Genomic DNA, 22,173 nt, shown 5'->3' with positions numbered 1-22,173 from the left:
GGAATACTGTGGAGACACAAGAAACAGTTGCGAGCAAATTCCAAGACTAGCCCTGTCCGAGAAACGGTTTCCGCTATTCCTCTCAACCCAACGTTGAAAGCACGGCAACGCCGCCCTAGTCGAGCAATTTTCCGCCGAGGGAGTTGCGCTCTGTGTTGATGATTCTCACCCGCGCGATATCCCCACGTTTGGCGTTCGGAGCCGTCACGTGAACGGCATGCAAATACTCGGATTTTCCAACCATTTGCCCCTCCATACGCCCTTCCCGTTCAAACAAAACGCTGACGTCCCGCCCGACCATCTCATCCTGAATCGCGTATTGTTGCGAACTCAACAACGCTTGCAAACGTTGCAAACGATCATTGGCTTCAGCGACGTCAACAAGGGGGCGTTCCGCCGCTGGCGTTCCGGGCCGCGAGGAGTATTTGAACGAATAGGCTTGGCCATAACGCACTTGCCGTACAAGCTCCATCGTTGCCTCAAAATCGGCTTCGGTCTCCTCAGGGAAGCCCACGATAAAATCACCCGAAAGAAGAATATCCGGACGCGCCGCCCGAATGCGTTCGATCACCTTAAGGTAACTCTCGGCCGTGTGATTGCGATTCATCCGTTTGAGGATTTTGTCACTGCCACTTTGCACAGGAAGATGCAGATACGGCATCAGTTTTTCGCATTCGCCGTGGGCGGCAATCAGGGCATCCGTCATGTCGTTTGGGTGGCTCGTGGTGAAGCGAATACGCTCCAAACCATCGACATCGTTCAACGCCCAAATCAGCTTATCGAGCGTCGTGTCACCATCCGGCCCAATGCCATGATAAGCATTCACATTTTGCCCCAATAGGGTGATTTCACGCACCCCACGTTCGACCAAATCACGCGCTTCCGTCAGGATACGATCCACAGGGCGGCTCACTTCTGCGCCGCGTGTATAAGGCACTACGCAAAATGCGCAGAACTTGTCACAGCCCTCTTGGACGGTCAAAAACGCCGTAGGACCACGTGCCGCTTTCGGGCGATTAGGCAGTTTCTCGAACTTATCCTCTTCGGGAAAATCCGTATCAAGCGCGCGCTTGCCCTGACGAATAAGTGCCTCCATTTCGGGCAGGCGGTGATAGCTTTGCGGTCCAACAACAAGATCCACAGCAGGCTGGCGACGGACGATTTCTTCGCCCTCGGCCTGCGCCACACATCCAGCAACAGCAATTTTGAGGTTCGGATTGTTTTCCTTATGAACCTTCAAGCGCCCAAGTTCCGAATAGACCTTCTCGGCTGCTTTTTCGCGAATGTGACAGGTGTTAAGCATGATCATATCGGCAGAGGCCGCATCATCGGTCGTTTCATAGCCAACGCCACTCAAACTCTCCGCCATGCGCTCACTGTCATAGACGTTCATCTGGCAACCATATGTTTTGATAAACAGCTTCTTTGGAACAGACATAACAGGCCTCATGGATTCATCGGGGAGTAACTCTGTGTCCCTACACAACTATGAGCGCACCTGCAACGCTTGCAATAACAAGAGAATTCGCAGAAATTGAGGAAAACAATACGGGCAGCGTCATGCAATATTCTAACCTTCAGGAATTCCTACAAAATAGTGGCGATGCTTTGACCAAAGGGCCGATCGCAATTCTTCTTATGGAAGACCTTGTTGAAGTTGATACGACGATTCGCCATCACCTTGCCCTTGGTTTTAAAACGGTCTTGCTGTTCGCGCCTCGCGGATTGGAACTTCCCGTCGAATTCAAAGAAAAAGTCCATTGCATCACCGCCAATTTGTTCGAAAAAAACGCAACCCAGACAATTGTAAATCGCGTCAATGACGCGGCCATCGGGCAATGGATTTACTACTGCTATAACGCTGAGTACCTCTTTTTTCCCTTTTCAGAAAACCGCACGATTGGCGAAATGCTCGCCTATCACACAGAAGAGCGGCGCGAGTCCATGCTGACCTATGTTGTCGATTTATACGCCCTTGATTTGGAAAAATTCCCCAATGCCGTCACCCTCGAAGGGGCGCATATCGATAAATCGGGCTATTACGCCCTCGCCCGTGCGGACGCCGCCACTCACAACCACCCAAAAGAACGCCAACTCGATTTCTTTGGCGGCTTAAGATGGCGGTTCGAAGAACACATTCCCGTGAAAAACCGCAAAATAGACCGAATTTCAATCTTTCGGGCAAAAGCAGGCCTCAAACTCCGCGAGGATCACACCTTCTCTGATGAAGAATACAACACCTATGCTTGCCCATGGCACCACAATCTTACAGCGGCGGTTTGCAGTTTTCGGGTCGCGAAGGCCTTGAAACTCAACCCTGGCTCATCAATCGAGATTGACACCTTTAAATGGCACAATTCCATACCCTTTAAATGGCATGGCCAACAACTTATGGATCTAGGCCTGATGGAACCCGGTCAGTGGTTCTAGCAACCGCTATTTTCTGCGCAACCGAATAACCACATCAACTTTGGAGATTTCGGCCCCCGCTGGCGCATCGGGAATTTGCGCCAAAACCAGTTGCTCTTTGGGGGCATCCGTCAAAATAGCTTCATCTTCCCAGAAGAAATGCGGGTGATCACTCATGTTGGTGTCAAAATAGCTTTTTGAACCATCCACGATGATTTCGCGTAACAGCCCCGCTTCACAAAACGCTTTCAACGTATTGTAGACCGTCGCAAGAGACACTTTTTCGCCCGCCTCACTCGCGGATTCATACAGGCTCTCTGCGGTTACATGGCGATCATTGCCATCGCCAACCAAGAGTTCTGCCAACGAGAGGCGCTGGCGCGTTGGACGCAAGCCAGCACAGGACAACCACAAAGAACTTATCTCTTTTGAGTCCGGTGTAAGAAGAGGTGCCGCGGTTTCCATAGGTGCCTTTGACTAAGTTCCCCACCATATAAGGGGTTTTTACAGTAATTTTCAAACAGGTTTTTTTTATGCGGACATAAACACGTATATTGTGCGAACCCTTGCCAGCCTAAGTAGCGGGATGGTAAAGAAGAAGTGTACAATTGGCACACAATATATGGGGGCAAGGCCGAATGGCTAATTTTCCGAGCAGCTTCGACAAAGAAGATCTTATAAAATGCGCACAGGGCGAGCTTTTTGGCCCCGGTAACGCACAATTACCAATGCCGCCAATGTTGATGATGGATCGCATCACAGACATCAGCGCGGACGGCGGACTTCACGGCAAAGGCCATGTGGTTGCCGAATTCGACATCACGCCCGACCTTTGGTTCTTTGAGTGCCACTTCCCTGGCAACCCGATTATGCCCGGATGCCTCGGCCTTGATGGCCTCTGGCAGCTCACAGGGTTTAACCTTGGATGGCGTGGAATGACAGGCCAAGGCATGGCATTGGGTGTAGGTGAAGTAAAGCTAACCGGCAAAGTAACCCCCACCCGCAAATTGCTCACATATAAAGTTGATTTTACCAAGGTTATCGACCGCGCTAAGATCAAAGTTGCCTTGGCTGACGGCGTTCTCTTTGCCGATGGCGAACAAGTTTACGAAGTTAAAAACATGAAGGTTGGTTTGGCTCCGGCCGAATAAGCTTAACAAACCGAACCTTACGAAAGGACACCCATGCGTAGAGTCGTTGTCACAGGGATGGGCATTATTTCCCCCATCGGAAATTCTGTTGCTGAAGTTGAAGCCTCCCTTCGGGCGGGCAAATCGGGTATTATTCGCGAAGAAACCTATGCCGAAAATGGCTTTCGCAGCCAAGTTGCTGGTATTCCGCAAATTGACCTCGCTGAATCCATCGACAAACGCCAGTTGCGGTTCATGGGACCGGGTGCGGCCTATAACTACCTCGCGATGGAACAAGCAATCGCCGACGCGGGCTTGGAGCCAACCGACGTTTCTAACGAGCGCACAGGCCTCGTTATGGGCTCTGGTGGTCCGTCCACGTCGAACTTCTTCTCGGCCTTCACGACCGTCAAAGAAAAGGGCGCGCCCAAGCGTATGGGGCCCTTCATGGTCACCCGTTGCATGAGTTCGACCAACTCTGCCTGCCTTGCGACTCCGTTTAAAATCAAGGGCGTGAACTACTCCATTACGTCCGCCTGCTCCACATCTGCGCATTGTATCGGCAACGGCGTTGAGCAAATCCAACTTGGCAAACAAGACATCGTCTTTGCCGGTGGTGGCGAAGAGGTCGACTGGACTTTGAGCTGCCTGTTTGACGCGATGGGCGCCATGTCGAGCAAATATAACGACACCCCAACAACGGCCTCTCGCCCGTTTGACGCCACACGCGACGGTTTTGTCATCGGCGGCGGCGGCGGCGTTGTCGTCCTCGAAGAGCTTGAACACGCAAAAGCACGCGGCGCGAAAATCTACGCAGAAGTCACAGGTTATGGCGCAACATCCGACGGCCACGACATGGTGGCTCCGTCTGGTGAAGGCGGCGAACGTTCGATGAAACTGGCGCTCGGCACCCTCGAGAAGGGCCGTTCTGTTGATTACATCAACGCTCACGGCACCTCCACACCAGCGGGCGACGTGACCGAAGTAAACGCGGTGCGCCGCGTATTTGGCGAGGGTTCCACCCCACCAATGGCCTCAACCAAATCACTCACCGGTCACTCACTCGGCGCAACCGGCGTGCATGAGGCAATCTACTCGCTCATCATGCAACAAAAGGGTTTCATCGCGGCTTCGGCAAACATCACCGAACTTGATCCCGCAATCAACGAGGGCGAAATCGTCCAAACTCTGCGCGAGAACGTCGAAATCGATACCTTCCTTTCCAACAGCTTTGGATTTGGGGGCACAAACGCCACCCTCGTCATGAGCAAATACCACGGGTAATTGCCACATGGCGAATTTGATGAACGGAAAACGTGGCCTCGTCATGGGGGTCGCCAACGAACGGTCGATTGCTTGGGGCATTGCAAAAGCTTTGTCCGAAGAGGGCGCTGAACTGGCTTTCACCTACCAAGGTGAAGCTTTCGGCAAGCGGGTACTTCCCCTCGCCCAGACCCTCGGCAGCGACTTCATGGTGGATGTTGACGTCACCGACGATGCCTCGCTTGACGCCGCCTTTGCCGAACTCGAAGCAAAATGGGGCAAGATCGATTTCATCGTCCATGCCATCGCGTTCTCGGATAAAAACGAGCTCACGGGACGCTTCGTAAATACCAGCCGCGAGAACTTCAAAAAGACTCTCGACATCAGCTGTTATTCCCTCATCGAAGTGGCCCGCCGCGCAGCCCCTTTGATGACCGACGGCGGCACGATCCTTACCCTAACCTACCAAGGGTCAAATCGCGTCACACCGTTCTACAATGTGATGGGCGTTGCCAAAGCCGCGCTCGAAGCGGCGGTGCGCTATCTTGCCAACGATCTCGGACCCGACGGAATTCGCGTCAACGCGATTTCTCCCGGTCCAATGAAAACGCTCGCTGGTGCCGCCATTGGCGGCGCGCGCGCGACCTTCCGTCAAACCGAAGCCAATGCCCCAATGCGCGCGAATGCAACTTTGGAGTCCATCGGCGCGACGGCGGTCTATCTGGCATCTGATGGGGGCGCCTGCACAACGGGCGAAATCATTCGGGTCGATGGTGGCTACCATGTGCTCGGCATGCCGCAGCCAGATAATCTTTAAAAAGTTTAAAAAGGCACCCCTTTGAGTGTTTAAAAACTTTAAAAAATTGCGCCGCTGAGATCCTCAGCGGCGCTTTTTGTTTACGCAATCGAAACCAGTTCAATCGCGAAGGTAAGGTCCTTACCGGCCAATGGATGGTTCGCATCCAAAACCACAGAATCGTCACCAACTTCTGCGATCGTCACCATGACAATCCCGCCTTCAGGCGTTTGCATTTGCAATGCCGTTCCAATTTCCATCGGAACATCATCAGGGAATTGATCACGCGGCACAGGTTGGCGTGCGTTGTCTTGCAAGGGGCCATAAGCCTCTTCGGCAACGGCCTTAATTGTCTTTTTGTCGCCCACGTTCATACCGGGCAATTCTTTGTCGAGACCAACAATCACCTCGCCACTTCCGACCGTAAACTCAAGGGGACCGCGCCCCTCCGAAGTATCAAAAACACTCCCGTCGTCCAGCGTACCCGTGTAGTGAAGTGCGATTTTATCGCCCTTTTCAACTATTTTCATCTCGTGCCCTTTCAATATCCATCAGTGCGCGGCTCTAACCGCTATCTGAAAAACGGGCACTCTAGGGATTATGTGCCAACTGTAAACCCTCAGTCTTTTATGAAATTTCGCTTTCCGCGCCTAGGCCCCCGTGCCAAACTCCGGCAAAAGGGAGGGCACCATGACCATCACAACTTGCATCTTTGACGCCTACGGAACACTTTTTGACGTGGCTGCCGCTGCGCGCGAGGCTGCAGCAGAGCCCGGTCGCGAAGACTTCGCCAAGCTTTGGCCCAGGGTCGCAAGCGATTGGCGTCTGAAACAGTTGCAATACACATGGTTACGGGCGGTTGCCGATGCGCATGACGACTTTTGGGAGGTCACCCAGAACGGCCTAGATTGGGCCCTCGAAAACAGCGCCATTGACGATCCAGACCTGCGCGAACGCCTCCTGCAACTCTACTGGGAGCTCTCGGCTTACCCCGAAGTCCCCACTATGCTTGCCGCCCTCAAGACGGCGGGATTAAACACCGCCATTCTCTCAAACGGGTCTCCCGAAATGCTTTCAGGAGCGGTAACTTCTGCGGGCCTCGCAGACCTATTGGATGACAACCTTTCGGTCGAATCCGTGGGCGTCTTTAAGCCACATAAGTCGGTTTATGACCTTGTCGGGAAGCGTTTTGGTTGTGCAAATGACGAAGTTTTATTTGTATCTTCAAACGGTTGGGACGCTGCTGCCGCGACTGGATATGGCTTTCAAACTGTTTGGGTGAACCGCTCAAAAGAGCCGATGGATCGCCTTCCTTGGACGCCTAAAAACACTCTTTCCGACCTCAAAAATATCCCTGAATTGGCAAAATCTCTATGAATCACACCTACAAAAGCGTTGATGGCCTCACGCTAAATTATATGGACCAAGGCGCTGGTCTTCCCGTCATCTGCCTCCCCGGCCTGACCAGAAATGCACAAGATTTCGACTATCTGGTCCCGCACTTCCCAAACATTCGCATCATTCGCCCCGATTATCGTGGTCGGGGAAAATCAGACTGGGCCGATCCGGCCACATACACGGTTCCCGTCGAGGCAGGTGACATTCTGGCCTTGATGGACTACCTTGATCTCGAAAAAGCCGCGCTTTTAGGGACCTCCAGAGGGGGCCTCATCGCAATGGGTCTTGCCCGTGCCGCCAAGAACCGCTTGCTTGGGGTTTGCCTAAACGACATCGGCCCCGTGATTGAACAAACGGGACTCGATGATATCGCACAGTATTTGGGACGCCCTCCCGCGCAGAAAAACTACCAAGACGCTGCGGTAGCTAGGGCGAACTATCTCACGGGATTTCGTAATGTCCCGATGTCGCGCTGGCAGGAAGAAGTGCAGAACCAATTAGCGCAAACAGATGACGGCCTCGCGCTGCGATATGACCCCCGATTGACGGATACCGTGCTGGCCACATTTAATGCCCCTGCGCCCGATTTATGGCCCTATTTCGACGCATTGGATGGCCTTCCAACCGCCCTTTTACGTGGCGAGACTTCCGACCTATTATCGCGGGAAACAGCCGAGGAAATGCTGAGACGTCGCCCCGATATGTTTTTCACGCAAGTCGCGGACCGAGGCCATATTCCATTTCTGGATGAGCCTGAGAGCTTGGAATTGATCCGTTCGTGGTTGGGAAAAATGCAGTGAACTTTGACCGAATCCAAGCCGCTGCAATCCGCTTAAACGGGCGTGCGCGCGTCACACCGCTCCTCTCCTCTCCCTTTCTGGATAAGATCGCCGGACGACAGGTTTGGGTGAAAGCAGAATGTCTCCAGCACACGGGTTCGTTTAAATTCCGAGGTGGCTGGGCAGCGGTTTCCGCCTTGAATGACGAGGAGAAATCGCGCGGCATTTTGGCCTACTCCAGCGGCAACCACGCCCAAGGCGTCGCATATGCTGCGCAAAAACATGGCGTTGCTGCGACCATTTTAATGCCTTCGGATGCGCCCGAAATTAAAATTCAAAACACGCGGGCATTGGGAGCAGAAGTCATATTGTACGACCGTTCCACCCAAGACCGCGACGCCCTAGGAGAGGCGCTCAGACGCGAGAAAAACCTGTCGCTCATCAAGCCATTCGATGATCCAGAAGTTATCGCAGGGCAAGGGAGCGTCGGGCTTGAAATCGCGCAGCAAGCGCAGGTTGAGGGCATCCTAGAAGCAGATGTTCTGGTCTGCTGCGGCGGCGGTGGTTTAACGTCTGGTGTGGCCCTCGCCCTTGAAAAAACCGCTCCCCGTTTTACCGTGAGACCCGTGGAGCCAGAGGGGTTTGACGACGTGACCCGTTCGCTGGAAACAGGTGTACATCAGACGAACAAATCAGCGTCAGGCTCAATCTGCGACGCCATTTTAACCCCGTCACCTGGACAAATCACATTTCCAATTCTTAAACGACTTTGCGGGTCGGGCATTGTGGTTACGGAACTAGAAGTTTTGCAGGCAATGGCACTAGCCTTTCAGCGCCTTCGTATTGTCATTGAACCAGGTGGCGCGGTATCGCTTGCGGCGGCGCTTTTCCATGGAAACGAGCTTTCAGGCGCGCATGTCATTTGCATCGCGACTGGCGGAAACACCGACCCCGCGACTTTCAAAGCTGCCCTCCAAACGTTAGATTGAACCTTCACGTTTTCAACAAATGGCATCAATCATGGCGAACCTATCGACTCCTCCCCGATCAACGCTTCATTCCGAATTCGGAAATCCCGATGGCTCGCCCGTCGTGTTCATCCATGGGCTGGGAATGGAGCGGAGCGTCTGGCTGGACGCCATAAACGCCTTAAACAGTCGACAGGATTGCCGCATCATCACTTATGATCTGAGCGGGCATGGGGCAAGTGACGCCCCCAGTGGCCGTGGCTCCATGGGTGCGCTCATTCGCGACGCGGAGCTGCTCATGGAGGGGCTAATGCTGCTCGATGCCGTGGTCGTCGGGGTTGGTTTGGGCGGGATGATTGCCCAAGGCTTGGCGATCAAACGGCTAGACCTCGTGCGTGGCCTTGTCCTTCTAAACTCCGCCGCAAAACTCGGCACCAAAGCCCATTGGGATGCCCAGATCGATCGCTTAGAACAAGGCGGAATGCCCCAAATTAGCCAGTCCCTGTGGGACGGATGGTTTAGCAAACAAGCTCGCACAACGACCACATATATGCCATGGCGGCACATGCTCGATTCCACTAGCCCGGAGGGGTTTATCGCGGGGATCGAAGCGCTTTCTGGCACCGATTTCTATACGCCGATATCCGGCTTAAGCCTGCCAACCCTCGGAATTTCCGCCTATAACGACTTACTTTTCCCGCCAGACCTCATGCGGGAAACGGTGGATGTCATCAAGGGCTCAGAGTTCCAAATCATGCCACGTGCTGGACACCTCGCTATGGTCGAAGCCCCTGAGGATTTTGCGACACGATTGGACACTTTCTTGACGCGCATCGGGCACCGCGTCACTGTTTTGAATTAGGGTCATGCTAAGTTCGCCAATGTAAAACCACTGTTTTGCGCGCGATCGGCTGTAGAAAGAAGTGCCTATGATCAGGCGTCCACCGTTCAACTCCATCCCGCTAACCCTCAGGATTGATGGGGGGGTATTTTCGGAATTGCCCGAAACTCTCTGAGTAAACGCCTAACTAGGCTTTGCGCTGAAAGGCGATCATTGTGAGGGCAAGCAGAGAAGATCCCAGCATGAGCAACAACGAAACCGCGTTTAGGACGGGCGTAGACCCTTCCCTGAGGCGGTCAAACATGGTGATGGTCAACGGCGAGTCCGAGCCGACGAGCATCAGAGTCGTGTTGAAGTTTTCAAAACTCATTAAGGATGCAACGAGGAGCGCTCCTAAGATTGCGGGGCGCAAATAAGGCAAAGTAATCGTTCTTACCGCCGTCATCCGAGCAGCCCCGAGACTAAGTGCTGCCTCCTCAAGGCTGTGGTCAAACTTCTTGAGTCGTGCTGAAATGACAAGCGTCGCGATCGTTGTAATAAAGGAAAACTGGCCGAGGATCACCAAAGCAAGACCGGGCCGCAACGCCTCAATGTCCATACCCAAGTTGTCTTCAATTCCGTTCGCCAAAGTTGATGAAAACACCAGAATCGAGATACCCAAGACAATCCCGGGTATCACCAGTGGTAAAAGCATCAAGATATAGAGAGCGCTTTTGAAGCGAAACTCATAGCGGTTAAAAAGGAACGCATTACACGTGCCAACGAAAACCGACAAAACCGAAACGCAAACCGCGACAAAGGCGGACGTGCCGATGGACGTCAGGATACTGCTTTCATAAAAAACGCCACGGTTGGGCAATTCAGTTCCGAAGAACCAGTCCAACGTGAACCCCTTCCACGGCAACGACGGAAACAAGCTGTCGTTGAAGGCAAAAACGGATACGACCACAAGCGGCAGCGAAAGATAGATGAAGAACAACGCAACATAAGCGCCATAGGTGATTGAAAACGCAGGGGATTGTTTGATTGTTGGTATCATGCGCCTACCCCATCGTCTTTTCGAGTGTTTGACCGGAAAGCTTGAGTGCGCCCCAAACTATGAGCGAAGACAGGCCAAGAAGCAGGAAGCCAAAGGCCGCCCCAAGTTCCCAATTAAATCGTACAATGAACTGATCATAGATCATTTCCGTAAACCAAAGACTGTCCTTACCACCCAACATAATCGGGGTGAGATAATTGCCCAGCGACAGCATAAAGACAACAATTGAACCCGAAACAATACCGGGTACTGCGTGGGGAATGATGATTTCACGCAGAACAGTTAAGCCATTGCCGCCAAGGTCGTATCCCGCTTCGATCATGCTGTCGTCGAGGCTCTCAAGGGTTGTCACAAGCGGTACAACCATGAACAGCATCGATGTATAAACCAGCCCGACCATCATGGCCGCATCGTTATAGAGAAACTCAACAGGGCCGTCGACAATCCCCGACCATTGCAAGAATTGAGAGAAAATCCCCGTTTCCCGCAGCAGGATCATCCAGCCAAAAGTCCGCACCAATTCCGAGACCCAGAACGGCACAAGACACATGAGAAACAAAACCGATTGAAGGCGTCCTCGCGCGATTTTCGCGATGTAATAGGACACCGGAAAGGCGATGAACAAAGTTAGGATTGTCGCGAAAATTGACATGAACGCGGTGCGCAAAAAAGTGCGGATATAAAGCGGCTCTGTGAAGAACGTCAGGTAGTTGGCGGGACCCGTTTCATATTGCCGAACGCCCACTTTTTCCTGCAGCGACAATATAAACATATCGATATGCGGGATGATGATCAAAAGGGAAAGCCAAAGCAAAAGCGGGCTTGCCAGAAGGATAAATCCAAGTTTCGCGCGGGCTCCCATCAAGCAACACCAAAGCAAAGAGATTGTGCCGCGCCCCAGCCAATGTGCAGTGTATTTCCGCGTGATAAATCCGCGAACTCCCCTGATTGTGGCAGCGCAACGTCGATTGTTCCCCCTGTAGGAACGGCCAGCAAAACGCGACTGTTTGCGCCGTTGAACAGCACGTTTTCAACCGTTCCAACAGCGCTATTGTCCTGCCCCGCAACACCAGCAGCGGCACGAGCGATCCTTATGGCCTCTGGACGCAAGAATATTTGGGCCATGTCGCCCTTGGCGAGCGGAACTTGCGACACACCTCGCAGCGAAAGACCAGTACTTGTGCGCACGCTAATTGCGCGCCCGTCCACGCTTTCAACAAGGCCTTCCCAACGATTTGAATCGCCCACAAACCCAGCAACAAATGGTGTTTTCGGCGCGTAGTAAAGGTTGGACGCGGTATCGAGTTGTTCGAATCTCCCTGCGTTCATCACGGCGACTTGGTCGCTCATCACAAGGGCTTCGGATTGGTCATGCGTAATATAAACGAAGGTCGTATCAAAAGCCGCCTGCAAGGATTTCAACTCAACTTTCATGTGCTCACGCAGCTTCAAATCCAGCGCCCCAAGGGGTTCGTCAAGCAACAGAACGTCAGGTTCAAGAACCATACACCGTGCAATTGCGACGCGTTGTTTTTGACCACCAGAAAGTTGATCCACTTGGCGTTTCCCAATTCCGGGAAGCCCGATGCGCTCCAACGCATCACCAACTTTGGCCTCAATTTCGCGCTTCTTTAAGCCCTGACGACGCAAACCATAACCGATATTTTCTTCGATGTTCATCATCGGAAACAGAGCGAGATGCTGAAAGACCATATTGACCGGACGCCGATTGGGCGGAGTTTCAAGAACCGAATGACCTTTGATCTGAATGTCGCCAGACGTGGGATCAAGGAATCCCGCGATCATCCGCATGATCGTGGTTTTTCCACATCCCGACGGCCCGAGGATTGAAAAGAACGATCCCCTAGGTACGGAAAAGGTCACATCATCCACAGCAAGAGTTTCCGCAAAACGCTTCGTGAGGTTGATGCAGTCGAGGTCATTTACAGTCATCATTTAGAACATCCAAAATAATAGAAAAAGGCGCGCGAGTTTCCCCGCGCGCCTTTATGTGGTTTGATTAATTCGCGGCTTTGATACGATCCAAAGCTGCGCCTTCGATGTCTTCAAGGCCTGCTGGTACAGTCGGGTACCAATTGATGTTGTCGATAGCTTCAGGTGGGAAAGACGCTTGGAACTGCGCTTTCAGTTCCTCGTCGGCAAAGCCATCGGCACCCACGGACGCCGTGAAGTTGCCAGCAGACGCTGTGATCATAGCAGCGATTTCTGGCTGCATAACAAAGTTGATCCACTTGTAAGCCGCGTCTTCCGCTTTGGTTTTCCGTGGAAGCGCGAAAGTGTCGATCCAGCCAAGCGCACCGGACGCGGGTGCGATAAACGTGATCTCTGGATTTTCGGAGTTAAGCTTCCATCCGCCTGTATCCCACGCCATGGATGCCGTCACTTCGCCAGACCGCAAAAGGCCCATCAACTCGTCGCCACCGCTCCAATAGGCTTTTACGTTCGCCTTACAGGAGACGAGTTTTTCTTCAACCGCAGTGATGATTTTTTCATATGCTGCGGGGTCGGAATAAGCTGCGAAAGGATCCATGCCCATAGAGAAGGCGAACCCAATCAAAGTGGGGCGTTTCAGACGGTAGGAAACTTTGCCAGCAACGTCATCTGCGCAAAGGTCGGTGTAATCTTTGACATTTGGCGCCATCGCCGTGTTCACAACAAGGCCCGATGTGCCCCAAATATGTGGCAGGCCATAAACGTCAGACCCAAGCGTTGTGTTGCCTTTTGTGGCTTCAAGCATGGACGTGATAAAGAGGCTGGTATCGATTTTGGAAAGGTCGATCGGCTTGTAAATGTCGAACTCTTCCTGTGCACCGGCAATACGGTCTTGGGAGGGTTGAGCCAAATCGAAACCACCGCCATCAGTTGCGCGCAACTTGGCAATCATTTCTTCGTTGTTGGATTTTGTAACTTCAACTTCGATGCCTGTCTCGGCCGTGAATTTCTCGATCACTTCCTCAGGAGCATAACCACCCCAAGTGAGCAAACGCAAAGTTTCAGCGGACGCACCAGTCGCCGCAGCAGAGGCAACGAGGGCAATCGCAGTGATCCCAGTTTTAATCGTCATAGTCTCTCTCCTTGTCGGTGAGCCCTTTTTGAGCTCTCATTGTTGTTCCCGAAGCCTAATTTGTTTTTTACCACTTAGTAAAGAACAGAATACGACAGGCGAACGCCTTCCGAAAAATAGTTTTCAGAATTGGGCCTTCCATAGCCGCTGCGGGTAACAAAATTATGTCACGACGATCGGAGGAGATACGTCTTACCAATGCATCGCGCCCGAGCGCCCGAGCCGAGCTTAAATCGTGCAAGATTTGGTGAATTATGGGTGTCCAGAAGACCAAGATCGAGTCGCTTGATGTTGAGATGTGCCAAAAGCCTCATGCCCTGCCAGAGCATCAAATTGTGAACCGGAATGTGTGCCTCAACCTCGCGCCACCCAAGGTGATAAGTCGCGGTACCTCCGTGTCGCAGGAAAACCATCGCGGCGTTGATCTTGCCGCAACTACGGCTCACAAGGATATGTGTCTTCTCGGGATAATGCTCCGCCCAACGGCGCAAGAAACGCGGGGGAAGGTTGCGATACCCTCGCCGTTTTTGCTGTTTGGCATCTCGCGCCAGAAGCATCTCAATAAGGGCCGGTGTAGGCGCAATCGGTTCGACGTTTAAATCCATACCTTCGGATTGCACCAAACGATTGCGCCATTTTCCGTGCATAAAGGCGCGTTGTGCGGTGTCGTCTTCCATGAGGGAAATCTCCGCAACTGTCGCCCCAGACATCATCGGGATGCCAACAAGGGGAGCCAACCCATTTGGTGTCGCCATCATAATACTGGCACGAGACATGGGGATCGTCTTATGTAGGGCAGCACTACTTACAACATCACGGTCGACCCCGTCGGGCCAAATCGGGCCACGCGACAAAAGTGCCAATCGCCGCCCCCCAAATGCGCTGCGCACCAAAACTTGTGCATAGCCCTGCTCGCTCTCTTGCGTCAGGCGCGCCCGCATAACTTCCAGTCCGAATGAGCCACAGATTTCTCCGTACTCATAGGATTGCTGAAGCGATGCCAATGACGCGCAAGCGGCTTCCCCCCACTCATCTTCTTCAATATTGGCCCAGACAGCATCCATACTCCTGTTAACCGTTTGATTACTTAAAACGTAGTTAATGCGCGTATGAAAATCCGTACCAAGCGCCCAAAACCTGAATTCATTCTTGGCGTCAGCGCCGCGCCGCCGCGCCTAACCCGCGAGGCAATTCGGTTTCTGGTATTGCGGGTTGGTATACCTTTGATCGCAGCGTTGATTTCGATAGATCTGCTGGTTTGGTTGATTTAGCGGCTTTGCGGGCAAACCAACCACGTGCTATGAGAGCCCAACTTAATTTCAGGACCTAAAATGCAACCCTACCTTCAACGCCTTACGGTCGTATTCCTCCTCACCCTAGTAATTTTCACCACCGTGCCTTCGATTGATCTATGGGTAGCTGGGCTTTTTTATAATTCTGAAACTGGAGTTTTTCCGGCGGCCCAATCGCCCTTTGCCTTGGGCGTGCGCAGTGTCATGATGAACGCAATGCTGTTGTTCCCTGTGGTGGCCCTGATCTTTCTCCTCCTCAACCTTTGGAAGCGGAATCTCTTGGGGGTTACACCGCTCATGTGGGGTAAAATCCTTGCCCTATTTCTCTTGGGACCGGGCCTTTTGGTCAATGGCATTCTTAAATCGTATTGGGGTCGAGCCCGCCCCGCCTATATCACCGAATTCGGAGGCGACGCGGCATTTACCCCGCCTTTCCAAATCACCGATCAATGCGCCCGGAACTGCTCATTCGTTTCTGGCGAAGCGTCAGGTGCCGTCGCCGTGGCAATCGGAATTTTCGTGCTAACCTCCGCGAGCAGCAATCCCGTAACCGCGCGAAACTTACGCAGATTTGCGATATTTTTTGCCATCGTCGGGTCAGGGATGCGCGTTGCGATGGGGCGGCATTTCCTCTCGGACACAATCTTCGCCGTCCTGTTTGTCCTACTCATATCCTACGGGTTAGACGTCCTAATTGCCCGCAAAAAGCTGCTTACTCTGGCGAAATAACACCCTTTTTCAGCACGATATTCCCGTAGAGACGCAGTTCCCCCGTTTGAATAATAGCGTAGGTTTGCTTGGTGCGCTCGTAAAACGCAAAGCGCTCAAGCGTTTGAATTTGCGCCGGATTATCCGCGGTTTCATTTATAATATCTTGGAATTCCGCAACAATTGGTGGGACATCATCAGGGGCCCCAACAACTTGCATAGTTATTGCTGGGTCGGTGACGAAACTGTCCAAAGGCATCACGCTCAACACAGCCCGCAACGCTTCGGTGGCTGAAATTCCATCAAGGCGCACAAGGCGGTCGGTGCATGAATCCCCGGGGAAATTTGCATCCGCAATTACGATTTCATCTCCGTGCCCCATTGTTGCCAGTGTATAAAGAATGTCTGGTGAAAGCAGGGGGTTAAGGTTGCGAAGCATGGAATACCCTTTTCAGAAAAATTGAATTCAGAATATCAGTCCTAGCCGCGCAATCCAGTCAAATCCCACCCCGTGCCCCAAACTCACAATCTTCCAGTGCGCTGCACATTGCACTAAAGCTGTATGTTGGATACTATTTGGAACAAAAAATAACATTCCTTACAAAGCGGATCAAATATGAACCAGTCGACTTATCGTCCCCTACCTTCGCGCCTGTCGCGGTTTGACTGGAATGACCTAAAGTACTTTCTCGCAGTTGCGCGCACGGGTACCATTCGTGGTGCGGCGATCAAGTTGGTCACGAACCATGCCACCGTTTCGCGGCGTATTACTGCCCTAGAAGACGCAACGCGCGCGCGATTATTTGACCGCGCGAAGTCTGGCCTTGCATTGACCCAGCTCGGCGAAGATCTTTTTCCCATAGCAGAGCGCATTGAGGATGAAATCGCTTCAGCTGCCCGCCTGATCGCAGGGCGCGACTCCCTCCCCTCGGGCGCGATTTACGTTTCGATGCCGCCCTTCCTCGCATTTTCGTCCGTGACGGGAGACCTTGCCCTCTTTGGCAAATTGCATCCAGAAATCGACGTGCATTTAGGATTCACAAATACTGTTGTTCGGCTCGACCATCGAGAAGCAGATATCTCAATTCGCTACGCCCAAACCGTCGAAGACGATGTTTATGGGCGCAAATTGGTGGACTGCCGCAAGGCTGTGTACTGCACGCCGGAATACGCCGCCCAAATTCAAGACAACGCAGGCGCAGGACTTCATTTTATTGGCTGGAATGAACCCGAAGAAGCAACCTCCGCGAGCTGGATTCGCAAAAGTGATTACCCAAAGGCTAGCCTTCGGTTTCGATGCTTTGAAGTAGCACCACAGGTCGCCATGGCTCTTGAAGGGGTTGGAATGACCATGCTTCCGTGCTTCGTAGGCGACCGAATTCAAGGCCTCGTTCGCCCGCCCTACCAAGGAACAATTGCCGACAGAAAACTCTGGCTTCTCCTCCATGGCGACCTGCGCAAAACCGCACGCATCCGCCTGTTGCTGGACTTCCTACAGGGACGTATCTGTAGTCGCCGCGCGGAGTTTGCGGGAGAGTTGGTTACTTTGTCAGAATGAGTTTGTTGGCTCGAGTAATGCGCAAAGAGTAGATTTGTCCATCTAGGATGATGCGCGCCTGCCCGTTGTCCAAGGTCAAGCGGCGCGCGTCGTACGCGGGGATTTCGCGCTCAATAACATCAATCTGCGGGATTCGCTCGGCACTCACTACAATGTTCATTTTGCACTCCTTTTCGCGGTTATCTGATCATATACCTGATCTATTTACTCAAGTAAATACGCTTCCTACTGGAATATCAGTGATTTGGTTCAAAAATTCACAATGTGGAACAAACTTCCAGAGAATGCCCTTGCAAACACCCCCCTAACCCGCTTTGGTACGCCCAGTCAGAGGCCATATAAACAAGGCGCTCTCCCCCCCTTAAACCCAATGCAAGGACTTACAATAATGACCGAAAATTCAACCAAACTCCGTTCGCAACAATGGTTCGACAACCCAGACAACCCTGGAATGACGGCCCTATATATTGAGCGGTATTTGAATTTCGGCATCACCCGCGAAGAGTTGCAATCCGGCAAGCCGATCATTGGCATCGCACAAACAGGCAGCGATTTGTCCCCATGTAATCGCCACCACATTGAGCTTGCGAAACGGACGCGCGATGGGATCATTGCGGCGGGCGGGATTTGTTTTGAATTCCCTGTGCATCCAATTCAGGAAACAGGCCGCCGACCCACGGCAGCCTTGGATCGCAACCTTGCCTATCTTGGATTGGTCGAAGTTTTGCACGGCTACCCGCTCGACGGCGTCGTTTTGACCATTGGCTGTGATAAAACCACCCCTGCCCTCCTGATGGCCGCCGCAACGGTCGATATTCCTGCAATCGCGCTTTCCGTTGGCCCCATGCTCAATGGCTGGCACAAAGGCAAACGCGCGGGTTCTGGCACGGTGATTTGGGACGCGCGCCAAGAGTTGGCGACGGGTGCAATCGACTATCCGGAGTTCATGGATATCGCTTCTGCCGCTGCCCCCTCGGTGGGGTATTGCAACACAATGGGCACCGCGAGTACAATGAACTCCCTCGCCGAGGCCCTTGGCATGCAACTTCCGGGTGGCGCAACAATCCCTGCGCCGTATCGCGAGCGCGGCCAGATCAGCTATGAAACTGGCAAACGCATCGTCGCGATGGTCAACGAAGACCTCAAGCCCAGCGATATTATGACGCGCGAGTCTTTTGAAAATGCAATTGTTGTGAATTCAGCAATCGGCGGCAGTACAAACGCCCCAATTCACCTCATCGCAGTCGCCGCGCACCTTGGGATTGATCTCACGAACGCCGATTGGCAAAAACATGGGCACAGCACACCGCTGTTGTGCAACGTACAGCCCGCTGGTGAATATCTGGGCGAGGATTTTCACCGCGCAGGCGGCATTCCGGGCGTGTTTGCCGAGTTGATCGGCGCGGGTGCTCTGCCTCATCCCAACGCGCTTTGCGTGACAGGAACAAGCATGGGCGAGGCCTATGCGGGCGCAAGTGTTAGCAATGCTGACGTGATTTACCCCTATGCGGCTCCGCTCAAACCGGCCGCAGGATTTGTTGAACTTACCGGTAATCTTTTCGACAGCGCCATAATGAAAACAAGCGTGATTTCAGAACATTTCCGAGCGCGCTATCTCTCGAACCCCGACGATATGAACGCCTTTGAAGGACGCGCAATCGTGTTTGACGGCCCCGAAGATTACCACACGCGCCTTGACGATCCATCGCTCAATATCGACGATAGCTGCATTCTTGTTATGCGCGGTGCAGGCCCAATCGGGCACCCAGGCGGCGCGGAAGTTGTAAATATGCAACCGCCGACCGAGTTGATCAGACAGGGGATTTCCGAACTGCCCTGTATCGGTGACGGGCGTCAATCGGGCACCTCCGGCTCTCCGTCGATCCTGAATGCATCCCCCGAGGCCGCAGCCATGGGCGGTTTGGCCCTAGTGGTCACGGGCGACAATATTCGCGTCGATCTGAACAAAGGTTCCGCAGACATCCTGATCAGCAAAGATGAGCTGGCAAAACGCCGTGCCGACCTCGAAGCAGCGGGGGGCTACCCTTACCCCGCGCACCAAACACCGTGGCAAGAAATCCAACGCGGTATGATCGAACAATTCGACAAGGGTATGGTGCTTAAACCTGCGGTGAAATACCAAAAAGTTGTGAGCAAACACAGAGTTCCACGCGACAACCACTAAGTCGACTTTAAACGAAAAACGCCCCGAAGAGATAATCTGCGGGGCGTTTTATTAGAGATTCAGAATGGCTTACAGCTCTTCAACGACCTGTTTTTGCGCGCCCAGACCATCAATTCCCAGCTCAACAGTATCGCCAATTTTCAGGTAACGTGGCGGCTTCTTGCCCATCCCAACACCCGGAGGGGTACCCGTACAAATCAAGTCGCCCTCTTCGAGCATCATAAAGCTGCTCATATAGGAAACGATTGTTTTCACGTCGAAAATCATCTTCGCTGTGGTTCCGGTTTGCATACGCTCCCCATTTACATCAAGCCACATTCCAAGATTTTGAACATCCGCAAAGTCGTCTGGCGTCACAAGCCACGGGCCAGTCGGACAGAAGTTTAGAAAGCTCTTGCCTTTCATCCACTGGCCACCACGTTCGGCCTGCCATGCGCGCTCGGACACGTCATTAACTACGGTAAAACCTGCGACATGATCCATTGCTTCGTCTGGTCCAACGCCAAAGGCCGTTTTGCCGATCACGATCCCAAGTTCAACTTCCCAATCGAGTTTCGTCATATGCGCCGCGTAGAACAGCGGCGCATTGGGACCGCAAAAGGAACTGGAGGATTTGTTAAACAGAATAGGTTCGTCTGGAACAGCTAGTCCCGACTCTGCCGCATGATCCGAGTAGTTCAAACCAACACAATAGATATTCTTAGGTTGGCTGATGGGCGTGCCGATACGTGGATCGCCAGCATACTCGGGGAATTCGCCGAGGTCCAAACCGTCGAAAACGCTGGTCAAATCGGCGAGGGTCGTGGGGCCAAAGTCGGCAACAACGCTCGACACGTCGCGCACAACGCCATCAGCATCCAGAACACAGGGTGTTTCAGCGCCCTCTTTGCCCATTCGAAGAAATTTCATGCTTGTATCCTTTTGCAATTTGGCGCGCATCGCACCGTAAACTGAACTCATCCGAACATGTCATACCGTTCGGCCCACTGGAAGGGCTTGCTTCCTCCGCCAAAACTAATATGCTAGTCTGTAAGATGCTTCAACCCGCTTTTGGAAGAACAACGAATGGCTCTGTCAAATACTACCCGTCGCGCGCAATCCGCGACCGAAGCCCTGCATGACATTCTGTTTCATCAGATCGTTTCTTTGGAATTGGAACCCGGCAAGAAAATCTCCGAAAGCGAAATTGCGAGCCAATACGACGTAAGCCGCCAACCCGTGCGCGATGCTTTTTATCGGTTATCCCAACAAGGGCTTCTTCGTATTCGTCCGCAAAAAGCAACCGTTGTCACTCATATATCGATCCCAGATCTGCGCCGCGCACGGTTCATTCGCGTGGCCCTCGAAAAGGAAATCGTTCGGGAGGCCGCCAAGAATATGACGCCAACCGCCATCGGCACGCTTAAGGATTTGATCGAAGCACAGGCCGTAGTTTTGGACCAAGGCTCCATTATCGCCTTTTATGAATTGGATGAACTCTTTCACCAAGAACTTTGCAGAATTGCAGGCCAACCGAAGGTCTGGCACCTTATTTGCGACACAAAAGCCCCAGCGGATCGCGTGCGGTTTCTAAGCCTCGCCTTTGACAGCCGAACGGCCCTTCAAGACCACAAGGACATCCTTTCCTCCCTTGTTTCTGGCGACGTGCTCTCTGCTTCGGATCAAGTTGAAATCCATCTCTCGCGTGTCTTAACAGCCTTACCGAGAATCCAAGCCAACCACCCAGATCGCTTCAAGGAAACAACCTGATATGACGCAGAAAAACTTTATGGCCATTGGCGAAGCGATGATCGAATTGGCCGTCGTTGGACCAGACACCTATCGCCGCGGATTTGCGGGCGATACTTTCAACACCGCGTGGTATTTGGCCAAGACGGTGCCAGAAGCGTGGAAAACGTCCTATTTCACGGGCCTAGGTTCAGATTCTGCCAGTCAGGAAATGCGGGCTTTTGGAGCCGCCGCAAATATCGACATGTCCTTCGCGCGGGACGTTGCGGGCAAAACCGTCGGCCTCTATATGATCCACTTGGACAACGGCGAGCGCAGCTTCTCTTACTGGCGTTCGGATTCCGCGGCCCGTCAAATGGCTGGCGACCAAAACACCCTGCGCACCGCATTTGCATCGGCGGATGTCTTGTTTTTCTCTGGCATCACAATGGCTGTTATCCTGCCGGAGCACCGTGATACTTTTCTTTCTGAATTGGCCTATGCACGCAAAGCTGGAAAAACAATTGTCTATGATCCAAACCAACGTTTGCGCCTTTGGACAGATCAGGCGGAAATGCTGGCCGTCAAAACAAAGGCCGCACAAGTCTCGGACATTGTGTTGCCGTCCTTTGACGAAGAACAGCTATTTAACGGCGACGAAACTCCCGAAGCGACCATCGCGCGGTACCAATCGCTCGGCGTGAAAACCGTTGTTGTCAAAAACGGTGCGGCTTCGGTTATCGCCCAAACTCTGGGCGGGACACCCCTCACAATCGCGCCAAACATCATCGACAATGTCGTGGACTCAACCGCCGCTGGCGACAGTTTCAACGCAGGTTTCTGTGCCTCTTACTTCACGGGCGGCACCCTGAGCGACGCGATCAAAGCCGGCGCGAGCCTTGCCGGACAAGTGGTACAAGCGCATGGAGCCCTCGTCGCGCTTACGGAATAAATCTTCTGGTTTTCGGGCCGATACCGGAGGATTTATGGCCGCACCAATGCGCATTTTGCCCAA

25 protein-coding genes are annotated in these 22,173 nt (G+C 52.9%); 14 read left to right on the top strand and 11 right to left on the bottom strand.

Annotated features, from left to right (window positions below):
• Positions 1 to 115: 115 nt before the first annotated feature.
• Complete coding sequence (gene miaB, locus AB9F27_RS03885; protein WP_335585300.1) at positions 116 to 1,438, bottom strand: tRNA (N6-isopentenyl adenosine(37)-C2)-methylthiotransferase MiaB; 1,323 nt, start codon at positions 1,436 to 1,438, stop codon at positions 116 to 118.
• A gap of 122 nt (positions 1,439 to 1,560) precedes the next feature.
• Here miaB and AB9F27_RS03880 point away from each other — a divergent pair, with 122 nt between their 5' ends.
• The gene (locus AB9F27_RS03880) at positions 1,561 to 2,430 is read left to right on the top strand and encodes a hypothetical protein (protein ID WP_335585299.1); all 870 of its coding nucleotides are present in this window, start codon (positions 1,561 to 1,563) and stop codon (positions 2,428 to 2,430) included.
• Positions 2,431 to 2,436: 6 nt separating this feature from the next.
• Here the strand turns inward: AB9F27_RS03880 and irr are convergent, their stop codons facing one another.
• A complete protein-coding gene (irr, locus tag AB9F27_RS03875; RefSeq protein WP_052274647.1) occupies positions 2,437 to 2,874 on the bottom strand; it encodes a Fur family transcriptional regulator Irr in 438 nt (145 codons plus the stop codon).
• Between the two features lie 173 nt (positions 2,875 to 3,047).
• Between irr and fabA the strand changes: the two genes are divergently transcribed.
• From fabA to AB9F27_RS03860, 3 genes are read left to right on the top strand one after another with little or no spacing between them, the layout of a single operon-like run.
• The gene (fabA, locus tag AB9F27_RS03870; protein ID WP_039000745.1) at positions 3,048 to 3,560 is read left to right on the top strand and encodes a bifunctional 3-hydroxydecanoyl-ACP dehydratase/trans-2-decenoyl-ACP isomerase; all 513 of its coding nucleotides are present in this window, start codon (positions 3,048 to 3,050) and stop codon (positions 3,558 to 3,560) included.
• Positions 3,561 to 3,593: 33 nt separating this feature from the next.
• Positions 3,594 to 4,823: a beta-ketoacyl-ACP synthase I gene (gene fabB / locus AB9F27_RS03865; protein ID WP_039000744.1), complete on the top strand. Its 1,230-nt coding sequence runs from the start codon at positions 3,594 to 3,596 to the stop codon at positions 4,821 to 4,823.
• Between the two features lie 7 nt (positions 4,824 to 4,830).
• The gene (locus AB9F27_RS03860; protein WP_335585298.1) at positions 4,831 to 5,619 is read left to right on the top strand and encodes an SDR family oxidoreductase; all 789 of its coding nucleotides are present in this window, start codon (positions 4,831 to 4,833) and stop codon (positions 5,617 to 5,619) included.
• 80 nt (positions 5,620 to 5,699) lie between these two features.
• Here AB9F27_RS03860 and AB9F27_RS03855 read toward each other — a convergent pair whose 3' ends face one another.
• Positions 5,700 to 6,128 carry a peptidylprolyl isomerase gene (locus tag AB9F27_RS03855; RefSeq protein WP_039000742.1) on the bottom strand — a complete coding sequence of 143 codons (429 nt, stop codon included), beginning with the start codon at positions 6,126 to 6,128 and terminating at the stop codon, positions 5,700 to 5,702.
• 160 nt (positions 6,129 to 6,288) lie between these two features.
• Between AB9F27_RS03855 and AB9F27_RS03850 the strand changes: the two genes are divergently transcribed.
• From AB9F27_RS03850 to AB9F27_RS03835, 4 genes are read left to right on the top strand one after another with little or no spacing between them, the layout of a single operon-like run.
• Entirely contained in the window at positions 6,289 to 6,975 is a 687-nt protein-coding gene (locus AB9F27_RS03850) for a haloacid dehalogenase type II (protein WP_335585297.1), read from the top strand.
• Positions 6,972 to 7,796 carry an alpha/beta hydrolase gene (locus tag AB9F27_RS03845; protein ID WP_335585296.1) on the top strand — a complete coding sequence of 275 codons (825 nt, stop codon included), beginning with the start codon at positions 6,972 to 6,974 and terminating at the stop codon, positions 7,794 to 7,796. Before AB9F27_RS03850 ends, AB9F27_RS03845 begins: the two co-directional genes overlap by 4 nt.
• On the top strand, positions 7,793 to 8,764 hold the full coding sequence (locus tag AB9F27_RS03840; RefSeq protein ID WP_335585295.1) for a threonine/serine dehydratase: 972 nt from the start codon (positions 7,793 to 7,795) through the stop codon (positions 8,762 to 8,764). The genes AB9F27_RS03845 and AB9F27_RS03840 overlap by 4 nt, the downstream gene beginning before the upstream one ends.
• Positions 8,765 to 8,795: 31 nt before the next feature.
• On the top strand, positions 8,796 to 9,605 hold the full coding sequence (locus AB9F27_RS03835; protein WP_335585294.1) for an alpha/beta fold hydrolase: 810 nt from the start codon (positions 8,796 to 8,798) through the stop codon (positions 9,603 to 9,605).
• Between the two features lie 166 nt (positions 9,606 to 9,771).
• Here the strand turns inward: AB9F27_RS03835 and AB9F27_RS03830 are convergent, their stop codons facing one another.
• From AB9F27_RS03830 to AB9F27_RS03810, 5 genes are all read right to left on the bottom strand, one after another.
• The gene (locus tag AB9F27_RS03830; RefSeq protein ID WP_335585293.1) at positions 9,772 to 10,623 is read right to left on the bottom strand and encodes an ABC transporter permease; all 852 of its coding nucleotides are present in this window, start codon (positions 10,621 to 10,623) and stop codon (positions 9,772 to 9,774) included.
• 4 nt (positions 10,624 to 10,627) lie between these two features.
• The gene (locus tag AB9F27_RS03825) at positions 10,628 to 11,485 is read right to left on the bottom strand and encodes an ABC transporter permease (RefSeq protein ID WP_039000733.1); all 858 of its coding nucleotides are present in this window, start codon (positions 11,483 to 11,485) and stop codon (positions 10,628 to 10,630) included.
• Positions 11,485 to 12,579 carry an ABC transporter ATP-binding protein gene (locus AB9F27_RS03820; RefSeq protein WP_369757570.1) on the bottom strand — a complete coding sequence of 365 codons (1,095 nt, stop codon included), beginning with the start codon at positions 12,577 to 12,579 and terminating at the stop codon, positions 11,485 to 11,487. The genes AB9F27_RS03825 and AB9F27_RS03820 overlap by 1 nt, the downstream gene beginning before the upstream one ends.
• A gap of 64 nt (positions 12,580 to 12,643) precedes the next feature.
• A complete protein-coding gene (locus tag AB9F27_RS03815; protein ID WP_335585292.1) occupies positions 12,644 to 13,708 on the bottom strand; it encodes an extracellular solute-binding protein in 1,065 nt (354 codons plus the stop codon).
• A 167-nt stretch (positions 13,709 to 13,875) separates the two neighbouring features.
• The gene (locus AB9F27_RS03810) at positions 13,876 to 14,772 is read right to left on the bottom strand and encodes a GNAT family N-acetyltransferase (RefSeq protein ID WP_335585291.1); all 897 of its coding nucleotides are present in this window, start codon (positions 14,770 to 14,772) and stop codon (positions 13,876 to 13,878) included.
• Positions 14,773 to 14,817: 45 nt separating this feature from the next.
• Between AB9F27_RS03810 and AB9F27_RS03805 the strand changes: the two genes are divergently transcribed.
• The gene (locus AB9F27_RS03805) at positions 14,818 to 14,979 is read left to right on the top strand and encodes a hypothetical protein (RefSeq protein ID WP_335585290.1); all 162 of its coding nucleotides are present in this window, start codon (positions 14,818 to 14,820) and stop codon (positions 14,977 to 14,979) included.
• 60 nt (positions 14,980 to 15,039) lie between these two features.
• The gene (locus AB9F27_RS03800) at positions 15,040 to 15,729 is read left to right on the top strand and encodes a phosphatase PAP2 family protein (protein WP_335585289.1); all 690 of its coding nucleotides are present in this window, start codon (positions 15,040 to 15,042) and stop codon (positions 15,727 to 15,729) included.
• On the opposite strand, the gene AB9F27_RS03795 is transcribed toward AB9F27_RS03800, so the two are convergent.
• Entirely contained in the window at positions 15,713 to 16,147 is a 435-nt protein-coding gene (locus AB9F27_RS03795; protein ID WP_335585288.1) for an RbsD/FucU family protein, read from the bottom strand. The two genes, AB9F27_RS03800 and AB9F27_RS03795, sit on opposite strands and share 17 nt — an antisense overlap.
• A 177-nt stretch (positions 16,148 to 16,324) precedes the next feature.
• Here AB9F27_RS03795 and AB9F27_RS03790 point away from each other — a divergent pair, with 177 nt between their 5' ends.
• Complete coding sequence (locus AB9F27_RS03790; protein ID WP_335585287.1) at positions 16,325 to 17,266, top strand: LysR family transcriptional regulator; 942 nt, start codon at positions 16,325 to 16,327, stop codon at positions 17,264 to 17,266.
• Here AB9F27_RS03790 and hemP read toward each other — a convergent pair.
• Positions 17,250 to 17,426, bottom strand: a complete 177-nt coding sequence (gene hemP / locus AB9F27_RS03785; protein WP_335585286.1) for a hemin uptake protein HemP — start codon at positions 17,424 to 17,426, stop codon at positions 17,250 to 17,252. The genes AB9F27_RS03790 and hemP overlap by 17 nt on opposite strands.
• 228 nt (positions 17,427 to 17,654) lie before the next feature.
• On the opposite strand from hemP, the gene AB9F27_RS03780 reads away from it, so the two are divergent.
• Positions 17,655 to 19,451: an IlvD/Edd family dehydratase gene (locus AB9F27_RS03780; RefSeq protein ID WP_335585285.1), complete on the top strand. Its 1,797-nt coding sequence runs from the start codon at positions 17,655 to 17,657 to the stop codon at positions 19,449 to 19,451.
• A gap of 69 nt (positions 19,452 to 19,520) precedes the next feature.
• On the opposite strand, the gene AB9F27_RS03775 is transcribed toward AB9F27_RS03780, so the two are convergent.
• Positions 19,521 to 20,360 (bottom strand): fumarylacetoacetate hydrolase family protein, encoded by an 840-nt coding sequence (locus AB9F27_RS03775; RefSeq protein WP_335585284.1) that lies wholly within the window; start codon positions 20,358 to 20,360, stop codon positions 19,521 to 19,523.
• 156 nt (positions 20,361 to 20,516) lie between these two features.
• Between AB9F27_RS03775 and AB9F27_RS03770 the strand changes: the two genes are divergently transcribed.
• Together AB9F27_RS03770 and AB9F27_RS03765 are read left to right on the top strand one after the other, a co-directional pair.
• The gene (locus AB9F27_RS03770) at positions 20,517 to 21,200 is read left to right on the top strand and encodes a GntR family transcriptional regulator (RefSeq protein ID WP_335585283.1); all 684 of its coding nucleotides are present in this window, start codon (positions 20,517 to 20,519) and stop codon (positions 21,198 to 21,200) included.
• Between the two features lies 1 nt (position 21,201).
• Positions 21,202 to 22,110 carry a sugar kinase gene (locus AB9F27_RS03765; protein WP_335585282.1) on the top strand — a complete coding sequence of 303 codons (909 nt, stop codon included), beginning with the start codon at positions 21,202 to 21,204 and terminating at the stop codon, positions 22,108 to 22,110.
• Positions 22,111 to 22,173 lie beyond the last annotated feature (63 nt).

The sequence above is a fragment of the Falsihalocynthiibacter sp. CO-5D18 genome, from assembly GCF_041205445.1.
Taxonomy (GTDB): domain Bacteria; phylum Pseudomonadota; class Alphaproteobacteria; order Rhodobacterales; family Rhodobacteraceae; genus Falsihalocynthiibacter; species Falsihalocynthiibacter arcticus.
This window is presented reverse-complemented; position numbering and strand designations above follow the sequence as displayed.

What these genes read in the sequence shown, in the direction of transcription:
- miaB (WP_335585300.1), bottom strand. Translation starts at nt 1,438, where the DNA reads ATGTCTGTTCCAAAGAAGCTGTTTATCAAAACATATGGTTGCCAGATG.
- AB9F27_RS03880 (WP_335585299.1), top strand. Translation starts at nt 1,561, where the DNA reads ATGCAATATTCTAACCTTCAGGAATTCCTACAAAATAGTGGCGATGCT.
- irr (WP_052274647.1), bottom strand. Translation starts at nt 2,874, where the DNA reads ATGGAAACCGCGGCACCTCTTCTTACACCGGACTCAAAAGAGATAAGT.
- fabA (WP_039000745.1), top strand. Translation starts at nt 3,048, where the DNA reads ATGGCTAATTTTCCGAGCAGCTTCGACAAAGAAGATCTTATAAAATGC.
- fabB (WP_039000744.1), top strand. Translation starts at nt 3,594, where the DNA reads ATGCGTAGAGTCGTTGTCACAGGGATGGGCATTATTTCCCCCATCGGA.
- AB9F27_RS03860 (WP_335585298.1), top strand. Translation starts at nt 4,831, where the DNA reads ATGGCGAATTTGATGAACGGAAAACGTGGCCTCGTCATGGGGGTCGCC.
- AB9F27_RS03855 (WP_039000742.1), bottom strand. Translation starts at nt 6,128, where the DNA reads ATGAAAATAGTTGAAAAGGGCGATAAAATCGCACTTCACTACACGGGT.
- AB9F27_RS03850 (WP_335585297.1), top strand. Translation starts at nt 6,289, where the DNA reads ATGACCATCACAACTTGCATCTTTGACGCCTACGGAACACTTTTTGAC.
- AB9F27_RS03845 (WP_335585296.1), top strand. Translation starts at nt 6,972, where the DNA reads ATGAATCACACCTACAAAAGCGTTGATGGCCTCACGCTAAATTATATG.
- AB9F27_RS03835 (WP_335585294.1), top strand. Translation starts at nt 8,796, where the DNA reads ATGGCGAACCTATCGACTCCTCCCCGATCAACGCTTCATTCCGAATTC.
- AB9F27_RS03830 (WP_335585293.1), bottom strand. Translation starts at nt 10,623, where the DNA reads ATGATACCAACAATCAAACAATCCCCTGCGTTTTCAATCACCTATGGC.
- AB9F27_RS03825 (WP_039000733.1), bottom strand. Translation starts at nt 11,485, where the DNA reads ATGGGAGCCCGCGCGAAACTTGGATTTATCCTTCTGGCAAGCCCGCTT.
- AB9F27_RS03820 (WP_369757570.1), bottom strand. Translation starts at nt 12,579, where the DNA reads ATGATGACTGTAAATGACCTCGACTGCATCAACCTCACGAAGCGTTTT.
- AB9F27_RS03815 (WP_335585292.1), bottom strand. Translation starts at nt 13,708, where the DNA reads ATGACGATTAAAACTGGGATCACTGCGATTGCCCTCGTTGCCTCTGCT.
- AB9F27_RS03810 (WP_335585291.1), bottom strand. Translation starts at nt 14,772, where the DNA reads ATGGATGCTGTCTGGGCCAATATTGAAGAAGATGAGTGGGGGGAAGCC.
- AB9F27_RS03805 (WP_335585290.1), top strand. Translation starts at nt 14,818, where the DNA reads ATGAAAATCCGTACCAAGCGCCCAAAACCTGAATTCATTCTTGGCGTC.
- AB9F27_RS03800 (WP_335585289.1), top strand. Translation starts at nt 15,040, where the DNA reads ATGCAACCCTACCTTCAACGCCTTACGGTCGTATTCCTCCTCACCCTA.
- AB9F27_RS03795 (WP_335585288.1), bottom strand. Translation starts at nt 16,147, where the DNA reads ATGCTTCGCAACCTTAACCCCCTGCTTTCACCAGACATTCTTTATACA.
- AB9F27_RS03790 (WP_335585287.1), top strand. Translation starts at nt 16,325, where the DNA reads ATGAACCAGTCGACTTATCGTCCCCTACCTTCGCGCCTGTCGCGGTTT.
- hemP (WP_335585286.1), bottom strand. Translation starts at nt 17,426, where the DNA reads ATGAACATTGTAGTGAGTGCCGAGCGAATCCCGCAGATTGATGTTATT.
- AB9F27_RS03780 (WP_335585285.1), top strand. Translation starts at nt 17,655, where the DNA reads ATGACCGAAAATTCAACCAAACTCCGTTCGCAACAATGGTTCGACAAC.
- AB9F27_RS03775 (WP_335585284.1), bottom strand. Translation starts at nt 20,360, where the DNA reads ATGAAATTTCTTCGAATGGGCAAAGAGGGCGCTGAAACACCCTGTGTT.
- AB9F27_RS03770 (WP_335585283.1), top strand. Translation starts at nt 20,517, where the DNA reads ATGGCTCTGTCAAATACTACCCGTCGCGCGCAATCCGCGACCGAAGCC.
- AB9F27_RS03765 (WP_335585282.1), top strand. Translation starts at nt 21,202, where the DNA reads ATGACGCAGAAAAACTTTATGGCCATTGGCGAAGCGATGATCGAATTG.